General features: G+C 70.1%; 21 protein-coding genes and 1 pseudogene. 14 read left to right on the forward strand and 8 right to left on the reverse strand.

Annotation, left to right across the window (positions count from 1 at the left end):
- Positions 1–351 precede the first annotated feature (351 nt).
- The 3 genes from VIU94_RS29330 (at position 352) to VIU94_RS29340 (ending at position 3,361) form a co-directional block, all read left to right on the forward strand.
- The gene (locus VIU94_RS29330; protein WP_331915816.1) at positions 352–1,608 is read left to right on the forward strand and encodes a serine hydrolase domain-containing protein; all 1,257 of its coding nucleotides are present in this window, start codon (positions 352–354) and stop codon (positions 1,606–1,608) included.
- 59 nt (positions 1,609–1,667) lie between these two features.
- Complete coding sequence (locus VIU94_RS29335; RefSeq protein WP_331915818.1) at positions 1,668–1,946, forward strand: hypothetical protein; 279 nt, start codon at positions 1,668–1,670, stop codon at positions 1,944–1,946.
- Between the two features lie 149 nt (positions 1,947–2,095).
- Positions 2,096–3,361, forward strand: coding sequence for a M23 family metallopeptidase (locus VIU94_RS29340; protein ID WP_331915820.1), 1,266 nt, complete (start codon positions 2,096–2,098; stop codon positions 3,359–3,361).
- 652 nt (positions 3,362–4,013) lie between these two features.
- Here VIU94_RS29340 and VIU94_RS29345 read toward each other — a convergent pair.
- The gene (locus VIU94_RS29345; RefSeq protein ID WP_331915822.1) at positions 4,014–4,631 is read right to left on the reverse strand and encodes a P-loop nucleotide/nucleoside kinase family protein; all 618 of its coding nucleotides are present in this window, start codon (positions 4,629–4,631) and stop codon (positions 4,014–4,016) included.
- A gap of 84 nt (positions 4,632–4,715) precedes the next feature.
- Here VIU94_RS29345 and VIU94_RS29350 point away from each other — a divergent pair, with 84 nt between their 5' ends.
- The 4 genes from VIU94_RS29350 to VIU94_RS29365 all read left to right on the forward strand — a co-directional run bounded on the left by VIU94_RS29350 (position 4,716) and on the right by VIU94_RS29365 (position 7,963).
- A complete protein-coding gene (locus VIU94_RS29350) occupies positions 4,716–4,871 on the forward strand; it encodes a hypothetical protein (RefSeq protein ID WP_331915824.1) in 156 nt (51 codons plus the stop codon).
- 68 nt (positions 4,872–4,939) lie between these two features.
- The gene (locus tag VIU94_RS29355) at positions 4,940–5,500 is read left to right on the forward strand and encodes a hypothetical protein (RefSeq protein WP_331915826.1); all 561 of its coding nucleotides are present in this window, start codon (positions 4,940–4,942) and stop codon (positions 5,498–5,500) included.
- A gap of 191 nt (positions 5,501–5,691) precedes the next feature.
- On the forward strand, positions 5,692–6,636 hold the full coding sequence (gene sigJ, locus VIU94_RS29360) for an RNA polymerase sigma factor SigJ (protein WP_331915828.1): 945 nt from the start codon (positions 5,692–5,694) through the stop codon (positions 6,634–6,636).
- Between the two features lie 124 nt (positions 6,637–6,760).
- The gene (locus VIU94_RS29365; protein ID WP_331915830.1) at positions 6,761–7,963 is read left to right on the forward strand and encodes an NAD(P)/FAD-dependent oxidoreductase; all 1,203 of its coding nucleotides are present in this window, start codon (positions 6,761–6,763) and stop codon (positions 7,961–7,963) included.
- Between the two features lie 145 nt (positions 7,964–8,108).
- Here the strand turns inward: VIU94_RS29365 and VIU94_RS29370 are convergent, their stop codons facing one another.
- A complete protein-coding gene (locus VIU94_RS29370; RefSeq protein WP_331915832.1) occupies positions 8,109–9,035 on the reverse strand; it encodes an NmrA/HSCARG family protein in 927 nt (308 codons plus the stop codon).
- Positions 9,036–9,156: 121 nt separating this feature from the next.
- Here VIU94_RS29370 and VIU94_RS29375 point away from each other — a divergent pair, with 121 nt between their 5' ends.
- Positions 9,157–9,834, forward strand: coding sequence for a TetR/AcrR family transcriptional regulator (locus VIU94_RS29375; RefSeq protein ID WP_331915834.1), 678 nt, complete (start codon positions 9,157–9,159; stop codon positions 9,832–9,834).
- Positions 9,831–10,547, forward strand: a complete 717-nt coding sequence (pyrF, locus tag VIU94_RS29380; RefSeq protein WP_331915836.1) for an orotidine-5'-phosphate decarboxylase — start codon at positions 9,831–9,833, stop codon at positions 10,545–10,547. The genes VIU94_RS29375 and pyrF overlap by 4 nt, the downstream gene beginning before the upstream one ends.
- A 17-nt stretch (positions 10,548–10,564) precedes the next feature.
- Here the strand turns inward: pyrF and VIU94_RS29385 are convergent.
- The 6 genes and pseudogenes from VIU94_RS29385 to VIU94_RS29410 all read right to left on the reverse strand — a co-directional run.
- Positions 10,565–10,861: pseudogene (locus VIU94_RS29385) on the reverse strand (IS30 family transposase); the annotation flags it as partial.
- 3 nt (positions 10,862–10,864) lie between these two features.
- Entirely contained in the window at positions 10,865–11,482 is a 618-nt protein-coding gene (locus tag VIU94_RS29390; RefSeq protein ID WP_414721035.1) for a histidine phosphatase family protein, read from the reverse strand.
- 5 nt (positions 11,483–11,487) lie between these two features.
- On the reverse strand, positions 11,488–13,773 hold the full coding sequence (locus tag VIU94_RS29395) for a carbamoyltransferase C-terminal domain-containing protein (RefSeq protein ID WP_331915838.1): 2,286 nt from the start codon (positions 13,771–13,773) through the stop codon (positions 11,488–11,490).
- A 33-nt stretch (positions 13,774–13,806) separates the two neighbouring features.
- On the reverse strand, positions 13,807–14,880 hold the full coding sequence (locus VIU94_RS29400) for an NAD(P)/FAD-dependent oxidoreductase (RefSeq protein WP_331915840.1): 1,074 nt from the start codon (positions 14,878–14,880) through the stop codon (positions 13,807–13,809).
- Between the two features lie 2 nt (positions 14,881–14,882).
- Positions 14,883–15,842: a cucumopine synthase-related protein gene (locus VIU94_RS29405; RefSeq protein WP_331915842.1), complete on the reverse strand. Its 960-nt coding sequence runs from the start codon at positions 15,840–15,842 to the stop codon at positions 14,883–14,885.
- A gap of 245 nt (positions 15,843–16,087) precedes the next feature.
- Complete coding sequence (locus VIU94_RS29410; protein WP_331915844.1) at positions 16,088–18,832, reverse strand: AAA family ATPase; 2,745 nt, start codon at positions 18,830–18,832, stop codon at positions 16,088–16,090.
- Between the two features lie 156 nt (positions 18,833–18,988).
- Here VIU94_RS29410 and VIU94_RS29415 point away from each other — a divergent pair, with 156 nt between their 5' ends.
- From VIU94_RS29415 to VIU94_RS29435, 5 genes are all read left to right on the forward strand, one after another.
- The gene (locus VIU94_RS29415) at positions 18,989–19,990 is read left to right on the forward strand and encodes a GNAT family N-acetyltransferase (RefSeq protein ID WP_331915846.1); all 1,002 of its coding nucleotides are present in this window, start codon (positions 18,989–18,991) and stop codon (positions 19,988–19,990) included.
- A 38-nt stretch (positions 19,991–20,028) separates the two neighbouring features.
- Positions 20,029–20,811 (forward strand): VOC family protein, encoded by a 783-nt coding sequence (locus tag VIU94_RS29420; protein ID WP_331915848.1) that lies wholly within the window; start codon positions 20,029–20,031, stop codon positions 20,809–20,811.
- 296 nt (positions 20,812–21,107) lie between these two features.
- Positions 21,108–21,989: an alpha/beta fold hydrolase gene (locus VIU94_RS29425; protein WP_331915850.1), complete on the forward strand. Its 882-nt coding sequence runs from the start codon at positions 21,108–21,110 to the stop codon at positions 21,987–21,989.
- 64 nt (positions 21,990–22,053) lie between these two features.
- Complete coding sequence (locus tag VIU94_RS29430; protein ID WP_331915852.1) at positions 22,054–22,557, forward strand: RICIN domain-containing protein; 504 nt, start codon at positions 22,054–22,056, stop codon at positions 22,555–22,557.
- A gap of 328 nt (positions 22,558–22,885) precedes the next feature.
- Positions 22,886–23,341: a VOC family protein gene (locus VIU94_RS29435; RefSeq protein ID WP_331915854.1), complete on the forward strand. Its 456-nt coding sequence runs from the start codon at positions 22,886–22,888 to the stop codon at positions 23,339–23,341.
- Positions 23,342–23,451: the final 110 nt, after the last annotated feature.

The following is a 23,451-nucleotide window of genomic DNA, read 5'->3' on the forward strand; positions in this document are numbered from 1 at the left end:
CGCCCGCGAGGCAGCCGCCCTCCTCAAGCCCTGACCCGCCCTTCGCACACGCGAAACGGCCAGGGCCGCGCAGGGCCTGGGCCTGGAACTCGGCCCGGCATTCAGGGCCGGAGTGCCCCAGCCCGTCAGGACGAGTCGTCCAGCACCTGCAGTAGCCGGGCTGTCGCGATCACCAGCGACAGGGCCCTCTCACTGCCGGCTTGCGCTAGTTCCTTGATGCCGGGGCTTCGATGTATCGCGGGCGTATCGAAATTCGCAGACGCCACCGCAACAGTCTTCCGTCTTCAGTGGAGGCATGGACCGCAGCAGACCTGCAACGGTCGGTTCGTCGATGGGGAAAGGATCGTGATCATGGACTCGGATTCCGTACGTGGTATCGGCCGGCGCCGGATGCTCGGGTGGGGCGGGTTGGCGGCCGCCGGCGTGGTGGCAGCCGGCGCGCCGCTGGTGGGCGCCCGACCCGGCCATGCCGGAGCTGCGGGACAGCACCGTCCGGCCCCAACCGACCCCGACATCCCACCGGGCACCCGTCCCGGCGGAGCCTACGACCGGTACGTGGCGAAGCTGGCCGCCGAGGGCAAGTTCTCCGGCGTGGTGCTGTTGTCGCACCACGGCCGGACGGTGCTGTCGCGCAGCTACGGCATGGCCGACGAGGAGAAGGGGATCCGCAATCACGAGGGCGTCGCGTTCAGCCTCAGTTCGGCGGGCAAGCCGTTCTGCGCGGTGGCCATCTTGCAGTTGGCGCAGCAGGGCAGGGTGAAGCTGTCGGACACGGTGGGCACCCATCTGAAGGGCTTCGCCAAGGACATCGCCGAGCAGGTGACCATCCACCACCTGCTCTCCGGCACCTCCGGGCTGTCCAGCCCGGATGAGGACGTGCAACGCGTCTTCCAGAGCCGGGATGAGGTGCACAAGTACTACGAGCAGCGGGCCCTGCAGGCGAGACTGGTGGGCGTCCCGGGCGCCCCCGGCACCGCTCACGCGGAGGCGGAGGTCACCATTTCCGCGCTGATCGTGGAGGCCGTGGCCGGCACGACGTACTGGGACTACGTCGAGGAACACATCTTCAAGCGCTGCGGCATGACCGGCACGGCGTTCTACACCAGGCCGCAGTGGCTCACCGACAAGCACATCGCGCACCCGTACATGACGCTGCCCGACGGCAGCCAGATGGACGCCGTCCGCAATCTGGACAAGGGCAGCCCGAACCCGAACGTACTCGGCAAGAATCCGGGCCGCGCCTTCATCGATGCCCCCGGGGACGGTGGCTTCGCCACCGCGCCGGATCTGGTCCGGTTCGCGCGCGCGCTGCGCGACGGCACGCTCCTGGACCGGCCCTGGGCCGACGTGCTCACCGCGGCCAAGATCCCCCGCAGACCGGCCTCGTTCGGCGCGTACGGGATTCCGGTCTCCATCGTCAACGGCCAGTGGCAGTACCAGCGCGCCGGAGGCAACCCCGGTGTCGCCGCCAACTGGACCATCTACCCCTACACCGGCTGGGTCGGCGTCATCCTCGGCAACATCGACGGCGTGCCGCTGCAGGACATGGGCGAGCGGGAGACACAGGCCATCACCGGGGCTACGCCCGGCGGCGGGTCAGGTGGCTGAGGTGATCCGGCGGCTGACACGATGAGAAGGGATCTCTGCCTGCCGGGCGTGCGGTGTGGATGCGGTCGCGGTTCGCCTCCCCGGCCCGGGCCTGCCCGCCTTCGCCTCCCCAGGCCCCGCCGGGTGGCCGCTCTCCTCGCCCCTGTCCCGCGCACCTGGCCCGCGGCCCGCAGCCGGCCGTCCTCACCACCCTGTTCGCCGCCGCCGGGACCGCAGCCTCCGCAGCCTCCGCCGTCTCCGCCCTCTCCGTCCTGAACCCAGCCGTCGCCCTGCCGCCGATCCTCGAAGTCACCACCCCGCTCCGACCGCCCGGCAGGGGACTCGACCGGTGGCGGTGAGCCCGGACGGGTGCAATTCGGCGTGGGACCGGGGAGCATCCGTCAGGATCGGGCCGCCGACACGTTGCATGAGCCTGCGTCTCCGCCCCGGGGCGTACCGGCGCTCCTTCCCCCGGGAGCTGCCGGCCTCGACAAACGACGGGGACCACATGGCACACCGAAACTCCCCCAAGTCCACCGGCCACCGGGCACTGCTCCGCGGGCTCGTCGGCGTCGTGCTCGGTGCGATCGTGACGGCGACCGCGGTCGTGCCCGGGCACGGAGCCGCACTCCCGCCCGGCACACAGTTCACCCCGCTCACCGCAGCGGTGCTGACCAAGCCCGCGCCGGTCGATGCCACTGACGGCAAGGTGCACCTCTCGTACGAGCTGCTCACCACCAGTTCTCTGCCCAGCAGTTCTCAGGTGCGACTCGACCGGGTGGAAATCCAGGACGCGAAAACCCACCGGGTCATCGGCTCTCTGAGCGGACAGGCACTGGGCGCGGCCGCCAACCCGGTGGGTGACCCCCTGCCCGGGGCGGACGGGTATACGCCGCCGCCACCACCGCCGACGCCGACCGTCATCCAGGGCTCCCAGCAGTGGATCATCTGGATCGACCTGGCCCTCGACCACGGGCAGCGCGTGCCCGAGGTCCTCGAACACCACCTGGTGGGCGCCATCCTGAACGCGTCGGGCGCCTCGCCGTTCGAGGAGACGGTGCAGTCCACCCCGACCGCCCGCACAGCTCCGCTCGACCTGCACCCGCCGGTTCTCCCGGGCACCTGGTACGCCAGCGAGTCGTGCTGCGGCAACACCCACCACCGGCGCGGCTTCGCGCCGATCAACGGCCGCTTCTACGTGCCGCAGCGCTTCGCGATCGACTGGTACCGGGTCGGAGGACAGGGACAGACCTGGGAGGGCGACCCCACGCAGCTCGCCAGCTACTTGAGCTACCGCCAGCCGGTCGTGGCATCGACGCGCGGCCGGGTTGTGGAGGTCCAGGACGGCATCCCGGACAACCGGCCGCCGGTGTCACCCCCCGTCCCGCCGATCGCGGACACCGTGGGCAACCACATCACGCTGGAGGTCGCACCCGGCAAGTACCTCCTCTACGGCCACTTGGCTCCCGGTTCGCTGAAGGTGCGGGAGGGGGACTGCGTCGAACCCGGCCAGACCCTCGGACTGATCGGTAACAGCGGCAATTCCACCACCCCTCACCTGCACTTCCAGGTGATGACGACGGCCGAGTTCTTCCCGACCGACAGCCCTCCCTTCACCTTCCGGGAGTTCCGGGTCGCCGGATACGTCGCGCCCCGGCTGTGGGACGACAATCTCGGCCTGCAACCGACCGGCGTCCTGCCAATCCAGCCCTCGCCGCACGACGGCGTGCACCGGTCGAAGTACCCGCTGGACCGCGAGGTGATCGACTTCTGACCGTCGGCCGCCGCTCTGCCGCGCGCCTCGCCGTTGCCGCTCGCAGGCCCGCCCCTCCCGCCCAGGGCCTGTGAGATGCGGGACGCTGCGCGAGGTCGACGTCTGAGCGCCGGAGCCCGGCCTGCTCCTCGGGCCGGGTGGGACCGTAGGCGGCGGGCCGGCGGGCCAGTGACCGTGACAACTCCAGCCCAAAGCCGCTCCCCGGGCGGTACGTTCCGGGGTCATGGACTCAACGAGCGCCGACCGTCCGCAGCGGCTCCGCACGTTCACGAGCAACTTGCTCCATGTCGCAGGACGTCCTGTGCTGATCGTCTGGATCGTGGCTCTCGTGGCTCTCGTGGCGCTCTCGGCTGTGGTCCAGTGGCGGCTTCCGCAGTCCTGGTCACTCATGGCTACCGTCTTGATCCTGGCCGCGGCCGTCTTCCCATTGCTCCGGAGCATCGACCGGAGTCATCCGAACCAGGAAGATCCTGCCGAGAGCTAGCCGCGTGCCCCCTGGTGTGCCCGATCAGCGGGAGACAAGCGGGGAACCACGGGGAACCACGGGGAACCACGGATGGCTGGGCACTCCCACGCAGGTCAGCAGCCCCGCAGGTCAGGACGCATCCACATACGGCATCTTCCGAACTGGGTACCTTTGAGCGGCGCTCGGTCACCGAATCAGGGCGACGACTGCTGCCTCGATGGGTTCGATGTCCGGATCACCATCATCTGAGGTATCGACTTCAAGGACGGCATCGACTCCACCCGGCGGAGCGAAAATCGACCGCTTCATCTCGCCTCGCAGGAACTGAGATGAGAGCTGTCGGTCGACTGCCCCGCCTTCGGCCGCCCGGGCACGGAGGCGCTCGTCGATGACCGGATCGCGGGCGACGACGTGAACAGCGAGCACTCGCGCGTCACACGCGAGTAGCGCGTCTAGCAGCTCGCGCGACAACACGGAGGACTCCACGACGAAGCTGACCCCTGAGGAGGCGAGCAGCCGGGCTGTGTCGACCATCACGGCCTCAGCGCGGAGGCTCATAGGACCACCGGCTATGTGGAAGTCCGGGTTGAGCTGAACACCGCCGTCCTTGGCGACGGAAGCGGAGGACAGCCCAAGACCGGCTTTGATCTCATCCCGGGTCAGGAACGGCACACCGAGGCGGCGCGCTGTTGCGCAGGCAACGGTGGTCTTTCCGGCCCCCGGGGACCCGCATACGGCGACCACCACTGGCCGTTCCCACCTCAACATCCGCCGATCCTGCCGGATCTCGACGGTGCTGTCCACGGGCCGATCATGGTCAGCCGAGCAACTCTCAGCGACCGCACCGCGCGTAGTTCGCATGGAGGGAGCCAAAGGGAGCCCCTGAGCTTGGCAGAACGCACCGAGCTCGCCGGTACGGACACGACCTACCCTCGGGCCAACGGCCGTATCGGCTACGTCGACCTCGGCAGCAACCCACTGGACCTGTCCCAGCTGGTACTGAAGGACGTCGGCGAGGGCTGGGTCGTGACCGAACTGCGCTGACGAACCGGGATATCCGGTGCCGTGAAATCCCGGGGCTCCTCCGGGGCCGGGTCGCCTACGCTGCGACGGTGACCACTCCCGCCCAGCCCTCGCGTCGCGCCTTCATCGCGTTGATCGCGTCGACCGTCATAGCCCTCGCCGCCTTCGGAGCATGGCGGTGGTGGGACCGCACGCAGGACGGCGAGTTCAGCGCCGATCCGAGCTTCTGCCGGCTCGTCACCCCCGAGACGATCCACCGGCTCGTGCCCGAGTCGTACGGCGGCCGCGAGGACACGGCGTCCTGCACCTGGTCCGCCCCGCGCGAGAAGGGGAAGTACCGTGCCAACGTCCATCTCTTCGCCAGCCGCCTCGATGTCGAACTGGCCCAAAAGGACATGCGCGAGCAGCGCGGCGGCGGCGAACTGGGCTGGGAGAAGGGCACCCAGGAAGACCTGATCGGCCTCGGCGACGAAGCCTTCCTCCGCTTCCAGCCACCCACCCCCGGCAAGAACATCACCGCGCAGGTCGTCTTCCGCCGCAGCAACGTGGTGATCTCCCTCGCCTATGCCCGCAGCGACGACGACCGGCAGGCCGCCCGCGCCGGAGCCATCGACGCCGCCCGCGAGGCAGCCGCCCTCCTCAAGCCCTGACATAGATTCCCAAGCTCATAGCGCGGGTTCGATTCCCGTCATCCGCTCTTGAACGAAGGCCCAGGTCAACGACCTGGGCCTGCTTCGTTGTCCAGGCCTCTCCGGGCACCTTCGTCGCGTACGACTCGCCGCTCACCAGGGAGCGCTGTCTCGCCTGCCGTTCCACCCCGGGGGCGCCTAGGATCGCGAGCATGGCCCTGATCATGAGTGACGTGGACCGGTTCGAGACTGCCAGGCCCCGACTGGAGGCCATTGCCTACCGGCTGCTCGGCTCGGCGAGTGAGGCGGAGGATGCCGTACAGGAGACGTTCCTGCGCTGGCAGGCGGCCGACGTCGAGCGGATAGAGGTGCCCGAGGCCTGGCTGACGAAGGTCCTCACCAACTGGTGCCTCAATATGCTCACTTCGGCACGTGCCCGGCGCGAGACGTACGTGGGGAGGTGGCTACCCGAGCCGCTGCTCGCCGGGGACCCGATGCTCGGCCCGGCCGACACCGCCGAGCAGCGCGAGTCGGTGTCGTACGCCGTCCTCGTCCTGCTGGAGCGCCTGTCGCCGGGCGAGCGGGCGGTGTACGTGCTGCGCGAGGCCTTCGACCACCCGCACCGGGAGATCGCCGAGATCCTGGAGATCACCGAGGCCGCCAGCCAGCAGATCTACCACCGGGCCAAGAAGCACATCGCGGACGGCAAGGCGCGCACCGAGATCGACGAGGCCGCCGCCCAGCGGATCGTCGAGGAGTTCCTGGCCGCGGCGACCAGCGGCCGTACCGAACCCCTCGTACGCCTGCTCACCCAGGACGCCTTCTCGGTGGGTGACGGCGGCGGGAAGGTCCCGGCCCGCGCGAAGGGGTTCGAGGGCGCGCTCGCGGTCGCCACGTTCCTGCGCGGCCTGTTCAAGCCCAGCGAGGCCAAGCGGGCCATCGTCGGCGGCACGCCCGAGGTCTACGCCGCGACCGCGAACGGCGGGCCCGCCCTCGTGGTGGTCGTGGACGGCCGGGTCGTCGCGATCAGCTGCCTGGAGGTCACCGCGGAGGGCATCGCCGCGGTGAGCCACCAGGTCAACCCCGACAAGCTCGTCCGCGCGACCGAGCAGTGGGCCGCGGCGGACCACGGGGAGGGACCGCTCGTCACCCTCTGAACCCTCACCGAAGGAGTGTGACGCAGGTCACGTTCGGATCCTGTCAGGGATCGGGGGGCTGTCCGGTTCAAGGGGCGACACCACGCCGGACAACGGCGGCCACCGCCCAGACAGGAGCACGGACATGCAGCACCGAATCGTCGTCCTCGGAGCCGGCTACACCGGTGCCGTCGCCGCCGGCCGCCTCGCCAAGCGGCTGCACCGCGAGGACGTCGCCATCACCCTCGTCAACCCCGAGCCCGACTTCGTCGAGCGCGTCCGGCTGCACCAGCTCGCGGCCGGCCAGGACCTCAAGCCCCGGCCGTTCGGCGAGATGTTCGCGGACACGGGCGTGGAGCTGAAGCTCGCGAGGGTCACCGCCGTGGACGTGGACCGCAAGACGGTGACGGTCGCCGCCGCGAACGGCCCCGAGCGGGAGGAACTGGAGTACGACACTCTGGTCTACGCCCTCGGCAGCGGCTGGAACGACAGGGGCGTCCCCGGCACCGCCGAACACGCCCACGAGATCTCCAGCCGCCCCGGCGCCCTCCGCCTCCGCGATCGCCTGGCCGCCCTGGACGCCGGCCGACCCGTGGTCGTGGTCGGCGGCGGCCTGACAGGCCTGGAGGCCGCGACCGAGATCGCCGAGGCCCGCCCGGACCTCGACGTCGCCCTGGCCGCCCACGGCGCCCTCGGCGACTGGCTCTCGGAGAAGGGCCGCTCCCACCTGCGGAAGGTGGTGGACAAGCTCGGCATCACGGTCCACGAACACACCGCGGTCAACACCGTGGAGGCGGACCGCGTGACGACCGCCGACGGCCGGACCCTCCCCGCCGAGGTCACGGTCTGGACCACCGGCTTCGCCGTCCACCCGATCGCCGGGGCCACCACCCTGGAGCTCGGCGAAGGCGGCCGGATCGTGGTCGACGCCACGATGCGCTCGGTCTCGCACCCGGACGTGTACGCCGTGGGCGACGCGGCGCTGGCGAACGGCCCGGGCGACAAGCCCCTGCGCATGTCCTGCGCCTCGGGCGTCCCCATGGCCTGGCAGGCCGCCGACGCCATCGCCGCGCGCCTCACCGGTACCGACGTCCCCCACGTGGCCATCCACTATTCGAAGCAGTGCATCTCCCTCGGCCGCACGGAGGGTCTGATCCAGTTCGTGACCGCCGACGACCACGCGGTCGAGAAAGTCATGACGGGCCGCAAGGCCACCCTCTTCAAGGAGCTGATCTGCAAGGCCGCGGCCTGGAGCGTCGCCAAGCCGACCATGGGCATGCCGTCCCGGCGCCGGCGTGTCGTACGGCAGGAGACCCGGAGCCGCGCACGGGCGGAGGCAGCGGCCTGACCTCGCCACGGCCGAACTGCGGGTATCGGCAGACGGGGTGCGCTGCATCGCAGGTGCGCGTGCCCCGAGCAGGAAGCGCCCGGGGAACTGTCGAGTTCGCCTGCCCAGATGCCGATGGCAGTCCCAAGCCGGGGCCTCTGGTCGCTCACGCGCCCGGCGCCTCTCCCTGCCGGGCGTCCAGGAACGCCGCGATCCGGGCGGCGCCGGTTCGCTCCAGCCAGGTACGGAAGTCCATGGCGGCCGGGTGGATCCGCCGCATGGCGGCGACGTCGGCGCGGTAGCCGCGCTCGTTGAGCCACTCGTGGGCGAACGCGAACCGCTCGTCGACCGCGCGGATCACTTCCATCGGGATCCGTTCGTACGGAAGCGGGCGCCCGATGGCCTTCTCGATGTGCGCGGCGATCTGGACCGGGGTCAGTTCGTCGCCGGCCAGGGCCGCCGCCCGCCCGATCCACTCCTGAGGCCGGGAGAAAGCCAGTGCCGTGACGAAGCCGACGTCGTCCACGGCCATGATCTGCAGCGGGACGTCGGGGGCGATGCCCGACACCATCCTGCCGCCCTGCAGGGCGTACTCGCCGGTGTAGTTCTCCATGAAGGAGACCGGTCGCAGAATCGTCGCGGGCAGGCCGAGCTTCGCGAGATGCTGCTCGATCCGCCACTTGCTGATCAGGTTCTCCGGCAGCGCCTCGCTCTCATGGCGGTCCGCGCCGGCCACCGAGCTGAAGACGAGATGCGTGATGCCGACGGCCTGAGAGGCCTCGGCGATGTTCATTCCCCAACGGACCTCGTCCTCGGCGGAGAAATCCGGGGCAGTACCCGGGGAACCCACCGTGGGCTGGACGCTGAAGAGGCCATGTGCGCCTTCGGCAGCGGCGATGAGCGAGGAGATGTCGTCCATCTCCGCGCGCACGATCCGCGCCCCGGCCCTCTTCAAGTCCTTCGCCGGTTCCCCGTCCGGATGACGTGTGAGCGCGCGCACCTGCCAGCCCGCGTCGAGCAGATGCCTCGTCACCGCCCGACCCTGCACGCCCGTCGCACCCGTCACCACGATGGTCTTGTCGGTCGTCTCCACTGTCGCTCCTGGATTTCAGACACACCGGGAAAGGGCGCACCCGACAACTGGGGTGCCACCCCGTTTAATGATCGATACGATATGGAGGACCACCCCGGTTAGCAAGACGTCAGGAGCTCCCGTGTCCCAGGACGCCACCCCGGCGGCCTCACCGAAGAGGCCCATGCGCGCCGATGCGCGGCGCAACTACGAGCGGATCCTGGCCGCCGCCGGGGAGGCGATCGCCCAGCACGGCGCCGATGCCTCTCTGGAGGAGATCGCCCGGCACGCCGGGGTCGGATCCGCCACACTGCACCGGCATTTCCCGTCCCGTCAGGCACTGCTGGAGTCCGTGTTCAGGGACCGGGTGGAGAGCCTCTGCGCCAAGGCACGCGACCTGGCCGCCACGACCGGTCCGGAGGCCGCGCTCGTCACGTGGCTCCACGCCGTCGGCACACACGCCGTCACCAACAAGGGATTGGGGGCAGCCCTGATGCCTGGTACCGGCGAAGGCGATCCGGCGCTGGGAAACGACTGCCACACGATGATCGTGAACGCCGGCGGCGAACTCCTCGCTCGCGCCCACCAGGCGGGCGCCGTACGCCCCGAGGTCGCGATCACCCAACTGCTCAAGCTCGTCGGAGCCATCGCGCTGGCCACCGAGCACGACGCTGACGGCGCGGCCGAGACCGACCGCCTGCTGACCCTCGTCATCGACGGGGTGCGCCCGCGCGGGGTGACGCGGAGCGGATCCTCCGACGCGTCGGGCGAGGACGACAGGCAACGCAGGCCGCTGACGCCTCCAATGCCGCGTGAGTGAACAATGACGCCGTGGAGCCAACCGATCGAATCATCGTCGCCCTGGATTTCGACAACCGGCGAGCGGCTGATGAAGTCGTCGACCGGCTCGGTGAGGAGTGTCGTTTCTACAAGGTCGGGATCGAGCTGCTCACGGCAGCCGGGCCGGGCCTGATCGAGCATCTCGTAGCCAAGGGCAAGGAGGTCTTCCTGGATCTCAAGCTCTTCGAGATCCCGAACTCCGTGGCCGGCGCGGTCCGCGCCGCCGGCGCTCTGGGTGTCTCCATGGTGACCGTCCACAGCATGGGTGGCACCGGCATCATGTCCGCCGCGGTCGAAGCGGCCCGCGACTTTCCACGCCTTCGCGTGCTGGGTCTGACCGTCGTCACCAGCATGACGAGGTCCGATCTGGCCGACATCGGCGTCACCGACCCGACCTCGACCGAGGAGCAGGTGCTGCGGCTGGCCCGATTGGCGGAAGGCGCTGGGTGCCACGGCGTGGTCGCATCGCCGCAGGAAGCCGGGCCATTGCGTGGTGTGCTGGGAGCCGGCGCCCTGATCGTTACGCCGGGAGTCGCGCTTCCCGGTGAGTCCCCGGGTGAGCACGCTCGGCCCGGTACACCGCGCGCCGCCGTCGCCGCCGGTGCGTCACATGTCGTCGTGGGCCGGGGGGTCACCCGTGCCGCAGACCCGGCGGCCGCCTTCCGGCTCGTCCGCACCGACCTGGAGCCGTGAGCGGAAACGATCACTGCGGCGACGGCGTCCAGGTGCTCGCGGGTGTGGACCGCGAGGTCGGTCCCCTTCGGGAAGTACTGCCGCAGCAGGCCGTTCGTGTTCTCGTTCGCGCCGCGCTGCCAGGGGCCGGCCTGGTCGCAGAAGTAGACCAGGACGTCCGGGGCGACGGTGAACGCCTGGTGCGAGGCCGTCTCCGAACCCTGGTCCCAGGTCAAAGACCGCTTCAGGCGCGGCGGAAGCGACGTGACGGCCTCGACCAGGGCGTCACGGGTGCTGCCCGCGCTGTGGTCGTCGGGCAGCGGGGCGAGCATCACGATTCAGATCAAGTGGTGGGTGTCGTTGAGGGTTTGCAGCGTGGCGGTGCCGGTCTCGTCGTAGGTCAGGGTCGACAGGGAGGCTGGTGCGACTTCCATGCGGAACAGGGTGTGCGGTGGGGCCTGGAGGGCTAGGCGGATCAGGGTTCTGATCGGTACGACGTGGGAGACGAGCAGGACTGTGGCGCCGGCGTACCGGGTCAGGAGGCCGTCTCGTACGGCGGCGGTCCTGCGGGTGAGCTGTTGCATGGTCTCGCCTGCGCCCGTGGGGGGCGCCTCGGGCGAGGCCAGCCAGGCGGTCAGGTCGTCCGGGTAGCGGTCGCGGACTTCGGCGAAGGTCAGGCCCTCCCACGCGCCGAAGTCCGCTTCCCGCAGGTCCTCGTCCAGCTGGACGCTCAGGCCGAGGCGCTCGGCCACGGGCCGAGCGGTCTCCTGACAGCGCCGCATCGGTGACGTGACGACCGCCTCGATGTCGCCGCGGTGGGCGAGGGCGTCCGCCGTCGCCTGGGCCTGGCGGCGGCCGGCCGGGGAGAGTCCCGGGTTGGAGCCTCCGCTGCCGGAGAGCCGCCGCCCTGGGGTGAGCAGGGTTTCGCCGTGCCGCAGGAGAACGAGCGTCGTCACGTCGGTCAGTTCGCGGTCTTCGCGAAGTGGTCGCGTACGGCGTCGGTCTGCTTCTCCATGACGTCGATGATGGCCTCGACCACCTTCAGGTCGGCGTCCTCGGCGATCTCCAGGACCCGCGACCAGTCGAAGAAACTGCGGGCCGGGTCGTTGGTGATGGGGAATACGCGGATGGTGGCCTCGTACTTGGCGACTCCGCTGGTGGGGGCGATGGCGCGGTAGGACTGGGTCTTGTTGATCTCGTCCCGGGCGGCGATCTCCTGCTGGACGAGGCGGCCGTTGAGCGTGAGCTTGAAGTCGTAGCGGGCCGGGACCGTGTCGACCGAGCCGCCTTCCACCCAGCTGACGTCCCGGTGGATGTCCAGGTCGCCCGGGGACACGATGTCCAGGATCTGCATGGCGTCGCGGACGGTCGCCCACACGGTGTCCGGGTCGGCGTCGAGGATGGTGGAGTGGTACATGGTGTGCTTGCGCTGGATCTGGATCGGCACAGGGTGCTCCTTCGCTATGAGGTGGTTTCCGAGGATCAGGTAGTCGATCTCGGTGCCCAGGAAGCAGTTCAGGGCGTCGGTCGGCGTGCAGACGATGGGTTCGCCGGCGACGTTGAACGAGGTGTTGATCAGACACGGGGTGTCGGTGAGTTCGGTGAACCTCCGCAGCAGCGCCGTGAGCCGTGGCGTTCCCTCGTCCGTCAGGGTCTGGATGCGGGAGGTGCCGTCCACGTGTACGGCGCCGGGGATGCGGTCCTTGTACTCGTCGCGGACGGGGAAGACGAACGTCATGTACGGGGAGCTGGTCTTGCGCCCCATGTCGAAGATCTTCGGCGCCTGCTCCTCGAGGACGAGCGGAGCGAACGGGCGGAACGGCTCGCGGTGCTTGACCCGGGTGTTGATGATGTCCTTGATGTCGCTGAAGCCGGGGTTGGCGATGATGCTGCGGTGCCCCAGCGCGCGCGGCCCGTGCTCGACTCGGCCTTCGAACCAGCCGATGACGACCTTCTCGGTGAGCAGCTTCGCCACCGTCTCGACGACCTCGTCGTCGTTCAGGCGCTTGACGCTGACGCGGCCGGTGAAAGCCTCCAGGGCCTCCTCGATCGCGGCGTCGTCGTACGACGGGCCCAGGTAGGGCGTGACGGGTTCGGCGGCGGCGGCTCGGATGCTCGCGGGGGCGGTGCCGGGGTCGTTGAGCCAGGCGTGGGCTGCGGCGCCGATGGTGATGCCGGTGTCGGAGGCCCCGAAGCTGACCTGCATGTCCTCGAAGCGGGAGCCTTCGAACAGCGGGGTGTTGTTCAGGCAGTTCAGGGCGACGCCGCCTTCGAACAACAGCCGGTCGAGATCCGTCCTCGCCTCCAGGTGGCGGACCTGGTGGGCCGTGGCGACGTTCAGCATCTGCTGCGCTGCGGCGGCGACGCGGGCCTTGTACTCGAGGGTGTCCTCGAAGGGTCCGAAGTACTCCTCGAACAGGGCGTCGTGACTGTGCAGGTCGTCGGTCTGCAGGGGCTTGGTGAAGGTGTACCGGCCGTCGTCGTGCAGCGTCAGAAGGTGCTCGAGGAACGGGTTCGGAGTCGGCGGGGCGGTGTATCCGGCCAGGCCCATCACCTTGTACTCGTCGTTGTTGGGGACGAAGCCGAGGAAGCGGGTGATGGAGGAGAACAGGGTGCCGATGGAGTACTCGGAGCCGGTGACCGTGTCGTCGAAGACGGTGATCCGGCCGTCGCGGAACTCGCCCGTCAAGGTCGAGAAGCGTTCGGCGCGGCCGTCGCTGACGAGGAACGCGGAGTCCTTCATGCCGGCGAGGTAGTAGCCGGTCGTGGCATGGGCCAGGTGGTGAGGGACGAAGCGGACCTTGGCCGGGTCGGGGCGGTGTCCGGTACGGGCCTCGAAGTCCGCGAGGATGGCTTCGTGGCTGACGACCTGGTCGAACAGGGCGGATATGTTGCCCATGAGCTCGGTCTTCGCGGCCTGCGGCGCCGGCGAGGTGCGGATGGCCTCCAGCGTCTCGTCCCGGATCCGGGTGGACCAGTTCCAGGGGAAGGCGAACAGGTCGACGTCGTCGAACGTGATCCCGGCTTCCTTCAGGCACCAGTCGATCGCGTTCGCAGGGAAGTCGGTGGTCTTCTTCTCCCGGTTGAGGCGTTCCTCCTCCACCGCGGCGACCAGGCGGCCGTCCACCAGGAGTGCGGCGGCGGCGTCGTGGCCTAAGAGGTAGTGCTTGTTGATGCCGGTCGCACCGAGGCGTTCGGAGAAGAACTCCGATACTCGGCTGAAGCCGTTGCATCCCAGAACAATCACGGTATTCCTTCCTGTCATGGGGCTACTTGACCGTCAGACCGTCAGCAGGTCGCGGAGCCTCTCCCCGGCCGCGGGCGCCTGGCACAGCCCCGCGCCGGTGAATCCGGCCGCGTACAGGAAGCGGCGGGTGGGGTGTGCGCCGATGAAGGCGGTGTTGTCGGGGCTGGCGTCGAAGTCGCCGCTCCACGCCCGATGCAGGCCGATGCCGTTCAAGGCGGGGAACAGGGCGCCGAGATGGCCGGCGATGCGGCCGAGCCAGGCTTCGCGTGTCTCGCCGGCCTTGGGTGCGCCCATGGCGAGGAGGATGCGGTCCTTCCATGAGCGGATCCGCAGGCCGGATGCGGCGTGCATCGTCATGGGCATCTCGCCGTGCGGGGAGCCCGGGAGGTCGGTGAGCGGGGAGCCCGGGACGTCGGTGAACAGCATCTCGATCGCGTGGGGTGTCAGCGGCAGGTCGACCGATGCCATGGAGGCCACCTCGCCGGACCAGGGCCCGGCCGTGCACACGATGCTGTCCGCCTTGATGCTGCCCTGCGGGGTGTGGACGATGTTGTCGTCGTCGATGCGTGTGACGGGTGTGTGGGTGAACAGGCGGGCGCCGTGATTGCGGGCGCCGGCGGCGTAGCCGCGGACGATGTCGAGGCCGTCCACGTGGTACGCCTCGGGAGACCAGGCGGCGGCCAGGACGGCGCGTTCGTCGATCAGCGGGTTGAGTCCGGACGCCTCGCGGGCGCTGATCAGGTCGACCTGGACGCCGGCGGCCCGCTGGGCCTGCTGGGTGGTCTCGAACTCGGCGATCTGCTGCTCGTCGGTGAACAGCACCATGAACCCGAGCCGCTTCAGGCCGAGGGGGGCTCCGGTGTGACGGGCGAAGTCGCGGTAGGCGTTGAGGCTGCGTACGGCCATCTGCCCCGTGTGGGGATTGCCGGGGAAGTAGGTGCGGACCATGCCCGCGGTGTGCGCGGACGCCCCGCCGCCGAGGCTTCCGCGTTCCAGCAGCACGGTGTCCACGCCGGCTTCGGCGAGGTGGTAGGCGGCGGAGGTTCCGATCACTCCCCCACCGATGACGACGGCGTCGGCGCGGGCGGGCAGAGCACTCGAGGCCACGGCTACGCGACTTCCTGGGCGCCCTGCTGGCGCAGGTGGTCTCCGGTCTCCCACGGGTAGAGCTGGAGGTTCCACCCGCCGAGGCAGTTGACGTAGAGGGCCATCTGGCTGGCGACGGCGTAGAAGTCGTCCCGGTCCAGGTCGTCCAGGACGGCGAGGAAGCGCTGGGTGAACGCCCACAGCTTCTCCAGGCCGCAGTAGCCCAGGAACTCGGCGGGGACGCCGACCAGGAGGCGGGTCATGTGGACGAGGGACTCCATGGGCATGCCCTGGACGGCGGCGCGGACGATTCCGCCGTACGCGGCGTAACCCAGCGGCCGCGTCTCGCCGTTGACGAACAGCAGGGTCGGAAGGACCGTGCCGAAGTTGCCCGCCTGGGAGGGGATGACGCCCTGGTGGAGGCCGTCCAGCTCGACCGGGGGTGCGAGCCAGATCTTCTCCGTCTCGGCGAAGATGTCGGCGATCAGCCGGTCGGCGGCCGTGTCGGCGGCGTGGAGCATCGGGATGCGGTGGCCGCCCGGCTCGCCCGCACGGCGGACCTCGGCGACGATCTGCTTCTTCGTGGAGTAGACGGCGTCCCAGATCGCGGCCCCGGCCTCCAGCAGGGCGGGCATGTCCGCTTCACGGATCTGGCCGACGGGGGTGGCTCCCATCGGCTCGGTCAGGGTGCCGTACTTGATGCCCAGGTGCTGCAGGCCGGAGCAGAACACGGTCCCGTCGGGGGCCTCGCGCCGGTCGGGGATCCGGGTGTCGTGCGGCGTGTGCAGCAGGGTGGGTATCGGCGCCACGTGGTAGAGGTGCTCGCCCGCGATGAGGGCGTGTCCCTGGAGGCTCTGGTAGGGCAGCGACTCCCACAGGGCGTCGGCGAGCGCCGGGTTGCGGTCATCCAGGTCAGCGGTGACCGCGATGCCTAAGTCGGCCCAGGAGATCTCGATCTGACGGCCAGGCAGCTGCTCGGACAAGGCTTTCCCCGTTCATTTGTTCGGCTGGTCCAAGGAGTACATCGTCAACGGGCCGGTACGAGGCAGGCGTTGAAACCATGAAACTTGATCACCCTGAGACCCTCGTAGTTCGTGTCTTCTACGGGAACTGCAGCTCAGGCTCGCCGCGCGGAGGGCTCTGACAGCGGCTGACAGGTGTTGGCGGATGCTGTCAGCGGGTTGGCCGCCTCTGCGCAGCCCCAGGTCATCGACCTGGGGCTGTGTCGTCATCGGTCCAGGAGTGCGGGGAGGTCGGTGCGGGAGGCGATGCCCAGTTTGGGGAAGGCGCGGTAGAGGTGGTGGCCCACTGTGCGGGGGCTCAGGAAGAGCTGGGCGGCTATCTGGCGGTTGGTGGCGCCTGTGGCGGCCAGGCGGACGACCTCGCGCTCCTGGGGGCTCAGGCGGTCGAGCAAGGTGTTCGCGTGGCTGTCGGGGGTGGTGACGGGCTCGCCGGTGGCCTGGAGTTCGGTGCGGGCCCTTGACGCCCAGGGCGCGGCGTCCAGCTGCTCGAACGTCTCCAGTGCGGCGCGCAGCTGGTGACGGGCGTCGGTGCGGCGGCGGTCCCGGCGGAGTCGTTCGCCGTAGAGCAGCTCGGTGCGGGCTCGTTCGAAGGGCTGGGCAGGGGCCTCGTCGTGCAGGTGCAGGGCCGCCTTGAAATGCGCCTCGGCCTCGTCGTCAGGGGCCGTCAGCGCCTGACAGCGGCGGGCGAGGGCTTGGGCCGTGGGGGCGCCTGCGGCCTGTGCCCATTGTGCGAGGAGCGCCGCGGGCTCCGTCGCGCTCTCCCGCTTCCCCGCGCGTATCGCCGCCTCCACCAGGTCCGGGAGGAGGAAGGCTGCGAGGAGCGGGTGTCCCACCCTCGCTCTCGCCGCCTCCAGGTGGGTGAGGGCGCTCTCGGCGTCGCCCAGGGCCAGGTCCAGCAGGCCCAGGGCCCGCTGCGCGCGGGCGGCGGCCAGTTCGATGCCGTGGGCTGCGGCGTATTCCAGCGTCGCTTCGCCCTGGCCGGTGCACTCCTCCTCGTTCCCCTGGAGCGCGGCCAGGGTCGCCAGGGTCGCGCGCAGGTACGTCGCCCGGTGACGGCGGTCGTACTGGTCGGCGACCGCGAGGCCCTCCGTGGCGGCGGCGCGGGCCTCCTCGTACAGCCCGAGCGACAGTTGGGCCTCGGCGAGCAGGTGCAGCGAGGTGTGCAGCCATCCGACCATGTCCTGGGCCCGGCAGTCGCGTACGCAGGCGGCGGCGGTGTCGAGGGCGGTGCGGTGGTCGGCGAAGAGCTGGCTGCACGTCCCCTCAAGGATTCGCTCCGCGAATCCGCCGTCGCCGGTGTCCCCGGCGTCCTCGCCGTCCCCAGCGGACGGCGGTCGCCGCAGCGAGCGTGCCACCGTCGCCAGGGAGGCCGTCATCGCTCTCGCCGTCTCGTACTCCGGCGACGCCGGGAGCCGGGCCGCCACTTCCTCCATCAGGGTCCCGTCGCCCGCGGACTGCGCCGTGTGAACGGCCTCGGTCAGCACCGGACCCAGGTCCGCCGAGGAGCCCAGCCGGTCCGCGCAGTCGAGGAGGATGCGGGCGGCTGCGCGCGGCGATCCCCGGTCCAGCTCGACGATGGCGCGGACGCGGGCGAAGTCGGCGAGCGTCCCCGGGTCCAGGGCCAGGGCGTTGATGTGGTCGGTGAGGGCCGCGGTGCGGGCGAACTGGCCGGCCTCGGCCGAGGTGATGGCCGCGGCGGCCAGGAGCTGGGCGCGTGCGGCGGGGGCCGCGGTGAGCTGCGCCGCGCGTTCGTACGCGGCCGAGGCCGAGGCCGTGCCCTGCCGGCCGCCCGCCCTTTGCGCGACGGCCACCATCTCGGCGGCGACCTCCTCGTCGGCGCCGGTCGTGGCGGCCGCCAGATGCCAGGCGCGGCGGTCGGCGTGCTTGCCGTCGCCGTCCAGCGCGTCGGCCAGCGCCCGGTGGGCCGCGAGGCGGCGGGCCAGGGGGGCGTCCTGGTAGGTGGCCGACCTGATGAGGGGGTGGCGGAAGGACAGGGTGTTCTCGGTCAGCAGGACGAGCGTGGCGTGTTCGGCCGGCTCCAGGTCGTCCAGCGTGGCGCCGAACCGGGTCGACGCCCTCAGTACGAGGTCGAGGTCGCCGGAGTCGTCGGCGGCGGCCACCAGCAGCATCGCCCGAGTGCTGTCGGGCAGCCGGCGGATCTGCTCCTGGAAGGTCTCCTGGATACGGCTGGACGGCGAGGACAGCCCGGCGGGCAGGGTGACCGGGTTCAGCTGGCCGGCGCGCTGTTCGGCGCTGAGCGCCGCGGGCAGTTCGAGGAGCGCCAGCGGGTTGCCCTGCGACTGCTCGACGATCTGGTCCCGGGCGTAGGGCGACAGGTCGGCCGCGCGGTCGGTGAGGAGCGCGTCGACGGCCGCGGGGTCCAGGCCGTGCAGCTTCAGCTGCGGCAGGCCGGTGATCTGGCCTCCCGGGACACCGTCCCGGACGCCGAACAGCATCACCACGCCCTCGGCGTGCAGCCGGCGGGCCGCGAACGTCAGGGCGTCCAGGGATGCCCGGTCCAGCCACTGGGCGTCGTCGATCAGACAGAGGAGGGGGCCGCCGCTTGCGGCCTCCGCCAGCGCGGTCAGGACCGCCGTGCCCAGGGTGAAGCGGTCTCGTACCGGCTCGCCCGACAGCCCGAACGCCGCGTTCAGGGCGGCGGCCTGGGGTTCGGGCAGCCGGTCCAGGTGCTCGGTGACGGGGCGCAGAAGCTGGTGCAGGCCACCGAAGGCCAGCTCCATCTCCGACTCGATGCCCACGGTCCGCAGCACCCGCCCGGGGCCCGCGAGCTCGGCCGCGTACTCCAGCAGTGCCGTCTTGCCGATTCCGGCCTCGCCGTGGATCACCAGCGCACTGCTCGCGGACGCGCCACCCGCATCTCCCGCACCGTCATCGGCGCGCGAAAGCATCCGGTGTATCTGGTCCTGCTCGGTCCCCCGCCCGTACAGCATGACGTAAACCTACCTAACGCCTCCGACGTACCGATCGACGCATTAAGTCATGGCGACCGATGTGGCGGGTGGTCACTCCCTCATACGTTTCAGGTCGTTCGGTCGAGCCGATCGAACAGAACGAACCGAGCAACACCAACCACAGGGGTCATCGCCTTGCCCGAGCACATCAACGTCCTTCCGCTCCACCACGTCACCGCCACCGACGCCGCCGCCTGGCACCAGGTCGTCGCCGCCTCCATGGCCCATGACCTGCCCGGCGTACCGCCGCCCGGACCCGGGCAGATCCACGCCCAACTCACCAAGCCCGCCCTGGACAGCCACCGGCTGACCTGGCTGGCCGCCGGGGCCGACGGCGTCCCGGTCGGCGTCGCGGGGCTGCGGCTGTTCACCTCCGAGGGGAGGGATCACCTCGCCGAACTGGAACTCCACGTCCACCCCGCACACCGGCGCCGCGGAGCCGCGTCCCGCCTGCTGTCGGCGGTCGTGGCGGCCTGCCGCACCGAGAGCCGGCGCAGCCTGATCGTCGCGGCTGCGGCCGACAGCCCGGGCGAAGCCTTCTGCGAGCGGTGGGGTTTCCGCCTCGCGCTGGCCCTGGATCACCTGATCCTGCCCCTCGACGAGGTGGACGAGGCCGTCCTGCTCAAGATCGACGCCGTCGAGCGCCCCGGATACCGGCTGACCAGCTGGACCGGAACCGTTCCCGACGACCTCGCCGACGCCTTCGCCGGCGCCAAGAACGCGATGAACGACATGCCCGTCGGGGACCTGGACTTCGGCAGCGTGGCCTGGGACGCCGACCGCGTCCGCGCCATGGCCAAGGTGGTCGCCGACCGCGGCGACACGCTGCTGACCATCGCCGCCGTCCACGACGACGGCAGCATGGCCGGCTACACCGAGATCCTGCTGCCCCAGGGCTCCGGGCCGCGTGCCCAGCAGTACGACACGGCGGTCGTGCCGGCGCACCGCGGCCACGGGCTCGGGCTGTGGGTCAAGGCCGCCATGGTGCGCCGGCTGCGTGCCGAGCACCCCGACGTCGTCGAGATCGAGACCGACAACGCCGACTTCAACGTCCACATGCTCGCCGTCAACCGAGAGCTCGGATTCCGCTCCTACCGGCGCACCTGCGAATTCCAACTCGACCTGCACACTGCCTGATCCGTTCCACCGCACACCCACATCTCCGAGGAGCTGCCGTGAACGTCTCTGCCTCCACCCTCTCCCTGACCGTCGCCGACGTGGACGCCTCCCGTGACTTCCTCTGCACCCACCTCGGCTACGAAGTGGCCATGGCCCAGGACGGCTTCGCCTCCCTGACCCGCGGGGACGCCGCCGTCGACGTCGTCCTGCTCCGCAGGGGCACCGAAGTCCTCCCCGCCGAGCAGCGCGACCGGGAGGCGACCGGCCTGATCCTCGCGCTCACGGTCACCGACCTCGACGCCGAGGAGGCCCGGCTGCGCGCGGCGGGCGCCCCCATCACCATGCCGCTGCGCGAAGAGCCCTGGGGCGAGCGGCTGTTCCAGCTGACCGACCCGAACGGGGTCGTCGTCCAGCTCGTTGAATGGACCACGTCAGATCACCCCGCCGAGCCGAACGAGGACACCGCCGTACACGTGATCACCCCTTCGCCCGAGACCGTCACCGTCTCTCCGAACGCCAGCATGACCGGCCTTGCGGCCCCGAGCCGCGGCAGCACGGAACTCAGCACCTGGACCGTCGCGATGGACGCCGGCGCGTCCGGACCCGAGCACTCCATCAGCCGTGAACAGGTCTGGACCGTCACCGCGGGCGCCCTGGAAGTGACCTGCGACGGCCGTACGGAGAAGGTCGTGGCCGGACAGACGCTGATTCTGCCTCCGGACCGGGTCCGCCGGATCCACGCCCCGGTGGCCGCGGAGGCCCACGTCTCGATGCGCTCCGACGGCGTAGCCTCCGTCCCCGACACCGAGGGCACGCGCGAACTGCCCTGGGCCCTCTGATCCCGCTGATCACGACCGCCCGACACGAACCCGCCCCGAGGGGCCTGAGGCAAGACCCGGATGAGCGGGTCCTGCTTTCCGCTGGACCATGTGAATCTTGGGACATCGAACGAATGTCCCCCATGCCCGCCAGGCGCAGCGGTTGACCGCACTTGGCCGAGTGACGCGTTCCGCGCACGAAGACGCCCCCGTAGAGGGGGCCGGTGTGCCGTGGACGTGACCCGTTTCTCGGCCCCGAGTCGGCTCGCCCGCGCCGGGGCCCGTCACGGCCGACGCCGAACCGCGGCGGCCGGAAAGTGAGTACACAGGTGCAACCGACTTTCGTGCTGGTGCACGGAGCCTTCGCGAACTCCTTCTCCTTCGCGCCCCTTCAGGCCGAACTCGGCCTCCTGGGGCACCGTTCGGTCGCCGTCGACCTGCCTGGGCACGGGTTCCAGGCGACCTTCACCCGCGCCTATCAGTCACCGCAGGACCCCGAGGGGCTCGCCACCGCGCCCGGCTCGATCAAGGGTGTCACGCTCGCCGACAACGTCGCGCACCTGATCGGGATCCTGGAACGGGCCAAGCGGAACGGCCCCGTGATCCTCGTCGCCCACAGCCGGGGCGGTGCCACGGTCACGGCCGCGGCCAACGCACGCCCGGATCTGATCGACCGCATCGTCTACGTCTCGGCCTGGTGCCCGGTACGGCTCGACGTCGGTGACTACTACTCCGAGCCGGAGATGGACGGGGTCGACCCCGCCGCCTTCGTTTCGGCGCTGGCCGGGAACCCTGCCGACCTAGGCCTGCTCCGCGTCAACTTCCGCACCGCGAAGCCGGACGCGCTCGCGGCGTTCAAGGCGGCCTTCTTCGCCGACGGCACCGACGAGCAGTTCCTCACCTTCCTGAACACCTTCCAGCCCGACGAGAACCTGGACGTCGGCGGCTCCGCCGACCGGGCGCAGGCAGCGACCTGGGGCCGCATCCCCAAGACCTACATCCGCCTGGCCGACGACACAAGCCTGCCTCCCGCCATACAAGACCGCCTGATCCGCGAGGGCAACGAGCTGACGCCCGACAACCCGTACGACGTCCACACCCTTGAGGGCAGCCACCTGAAGTGGCTGGCCGACCCCGCGCCCGCGGCCCGCGTCCTGGGCGAACTCGCCACGCTCCTGGCTCCGTCCGCTCAGGCGTGATCGTCATCTACAGTTGCAATCTGATTGTCTGTTGATGACATCGTGCATCGTATGGGGGATTTGAATGTCAATACTCAAGCGTTCCATTGCTTTGGGCAGTACTGTCGCCGCCGCGATTGCGCTGGCGGTTGTTCCCACTTCGGCTTCCGCCGCAACGTCTTACTGGGAGCTGGTCAACTACGGCAGCGGTAAGTGTCTTGAGGTCGCGGACTGGAGCACCGCCAATGGTGCGGTGGTGCGGCAGTGGGACTGCACGAGGGGCGCCAATCAGCAGTGGGCGTACAGCAATGGCTCCTGGGTCAACCAGAACAGCGGCAAGTGCCTTGAGATTGGCGACTGGAGCACTGCATGGGGTGCTGGCGCCAGGCAGTGGGACTGCACGGGTGGCGCCAACCAGCGCTGGAATAATCCTTTCCTGACCCCGGGCAAGTCTGCACTTCTGAGGAACGAGCACAGCGGCCTCGTTGTTGAAATCGGAGGATGGAGCACCGCGAACGGTGTCCAGGCCACGCAGTGGGGTTTCAATGACGGCGACAACCAGAAGTGGAACATCAAGCCCAGCTGGTAGCCGCGCTGGCGGTTGCACGCGCTGACCGGTACCGCCCAAGGCTGTCATTTCTGCCAGCAGCAAGCGGATCGGGCCGGTCCTGAAGGCGAAGCCGGAAGTGCCTGTTCCGGTGGAGCGCAGCGAAGCCCGAACCTTCCGAAGCGAGGCGCAGGACCCCGGCCGGCAGGATCGGCCATGGCTCGGCGAAGCCGAGCCATGGCCGCGCGTCGTTCCCGGGGATGGCATCCCTGCGCTTGATGTGCGCGGAGTGGCCGGCGGCCAGGGTGGACGCCGTGATCGACGTACAGGAACTCACCGCACTGTCAGACCTGCCTGGGATGCTCCGAGCATGGAGATGACAGTGCAGCTGACGATCGATTGCTCCGATCCGCAGAGAATGGTGACCTTCTGGGCCGAGGCCCTGGGCTACGTGCCTGAGCCTCCGCCGGGCGGGCACGCCACGTGGCGTGCTTACTGGGCGGCGGTGGGAGTGCCCGAGGAAGAGTTGCCGGCCGGTGCCGGGGATATTCCGGAGTCCATCATCGATCCCGCGGGACGTGGACCGAGGGTGTGGTTCCAGCAGGTTCCGGAGCCGAAGATCGCGAAGAACCGATGGCACTTCGACCTGAAGGTCGGTGGGGGCCGTGACGTCCCACTGGACGTCCGCGCACAGCGGGTCAAGGCTACGGTGGAACGGCTGGTCAAAGCTGGTGCCACCGTGCTGCGGATCAAGGATGAGCCGGACATGGGGCTCTACGCCGCCGCCATGCAGGACCCCGAGGGCAACGAATTCGACGTCGTCTGAGGGCCGTTGCGACGGTGCTGGTCACAGCCACTCGTTCACGGCTGCGACCAGCACAGTCGCCTCGTAGCGGACGAAGAGCTTGTCGTCGGACCCGGAACGCGCTGTCCGCA

This window comes from Streptomyces sp. (genome assembly GCF_036566765.1).
Taxonomy (GTDB): domain Bacteria; phylum Actinomycetota; class Actinomycetes; order Streptomycetales; family Streptomycetaceae; genus Streptomyces.

What these genes read in the sequence shown, in the direction of transcription:
- VIU94_RS29330 (WP_331915816.1), top strand. Translation starts at nt 352, where the DNA reads ATGGACTCGGATTCCGTACGTGGTATCGGCCGGCGCCGGATGCTCGGG.
- VIU94_RS29335 (WP_331915818.1), top strand. Translation starts at nt 1,668, where the DNA reads ATGCGGTCGCGGTTCGCCTCCCCGGCCCGGGCCTGCCCGCCTTCGCCT.
- VIU94_RS29340 (WP_331915820.1), top strand. Translation starts at nt 2,096, where the DNA reads ATGGCACACCGAAACTCCCCCAAGTCCACCGGCCACCGGGCACTGCTC.
- sigJ (WP_331915828.1), top strand. Translation starts at nt 5,692, where the DNA reads ATGGCCCTGATCATGAGTGACGTGGACCGGTTCGAGACTGCCAGGCCC.
- VIU94_RS29365 (WP_331915830.1), top strand. Translation starts at nt 6,761, where the DNA reads ATGCAGCACCGAATCGTCGTCCTCGGAGCCGGCTACACCGGTGCCGTC.
- VIU94_RS29410 (WP_331915844.1), bottom strand. Translation starts at nt 18,832, where the DNA reads ATGCTGTACGGGCGGGGGACCGAGCAGGACCAGATACACCGGATGCTT.
- VIU94_RS29430 (WP_331915852.1), top strand. Translation starts at nt 22,054, where the DNA reads ATGTCAATACTCAAGCGTTCCATTGCTTTGGGCAGTACTGTCGCCGCC.
- VIU94_RS29435 (WP_331915854.1), top strand. Translation starts at nt 22,886, where the DNA reads ATGGAGATGACAGTGCAGCTGACGATCGATTGCTCCGATCCGCAGAGA.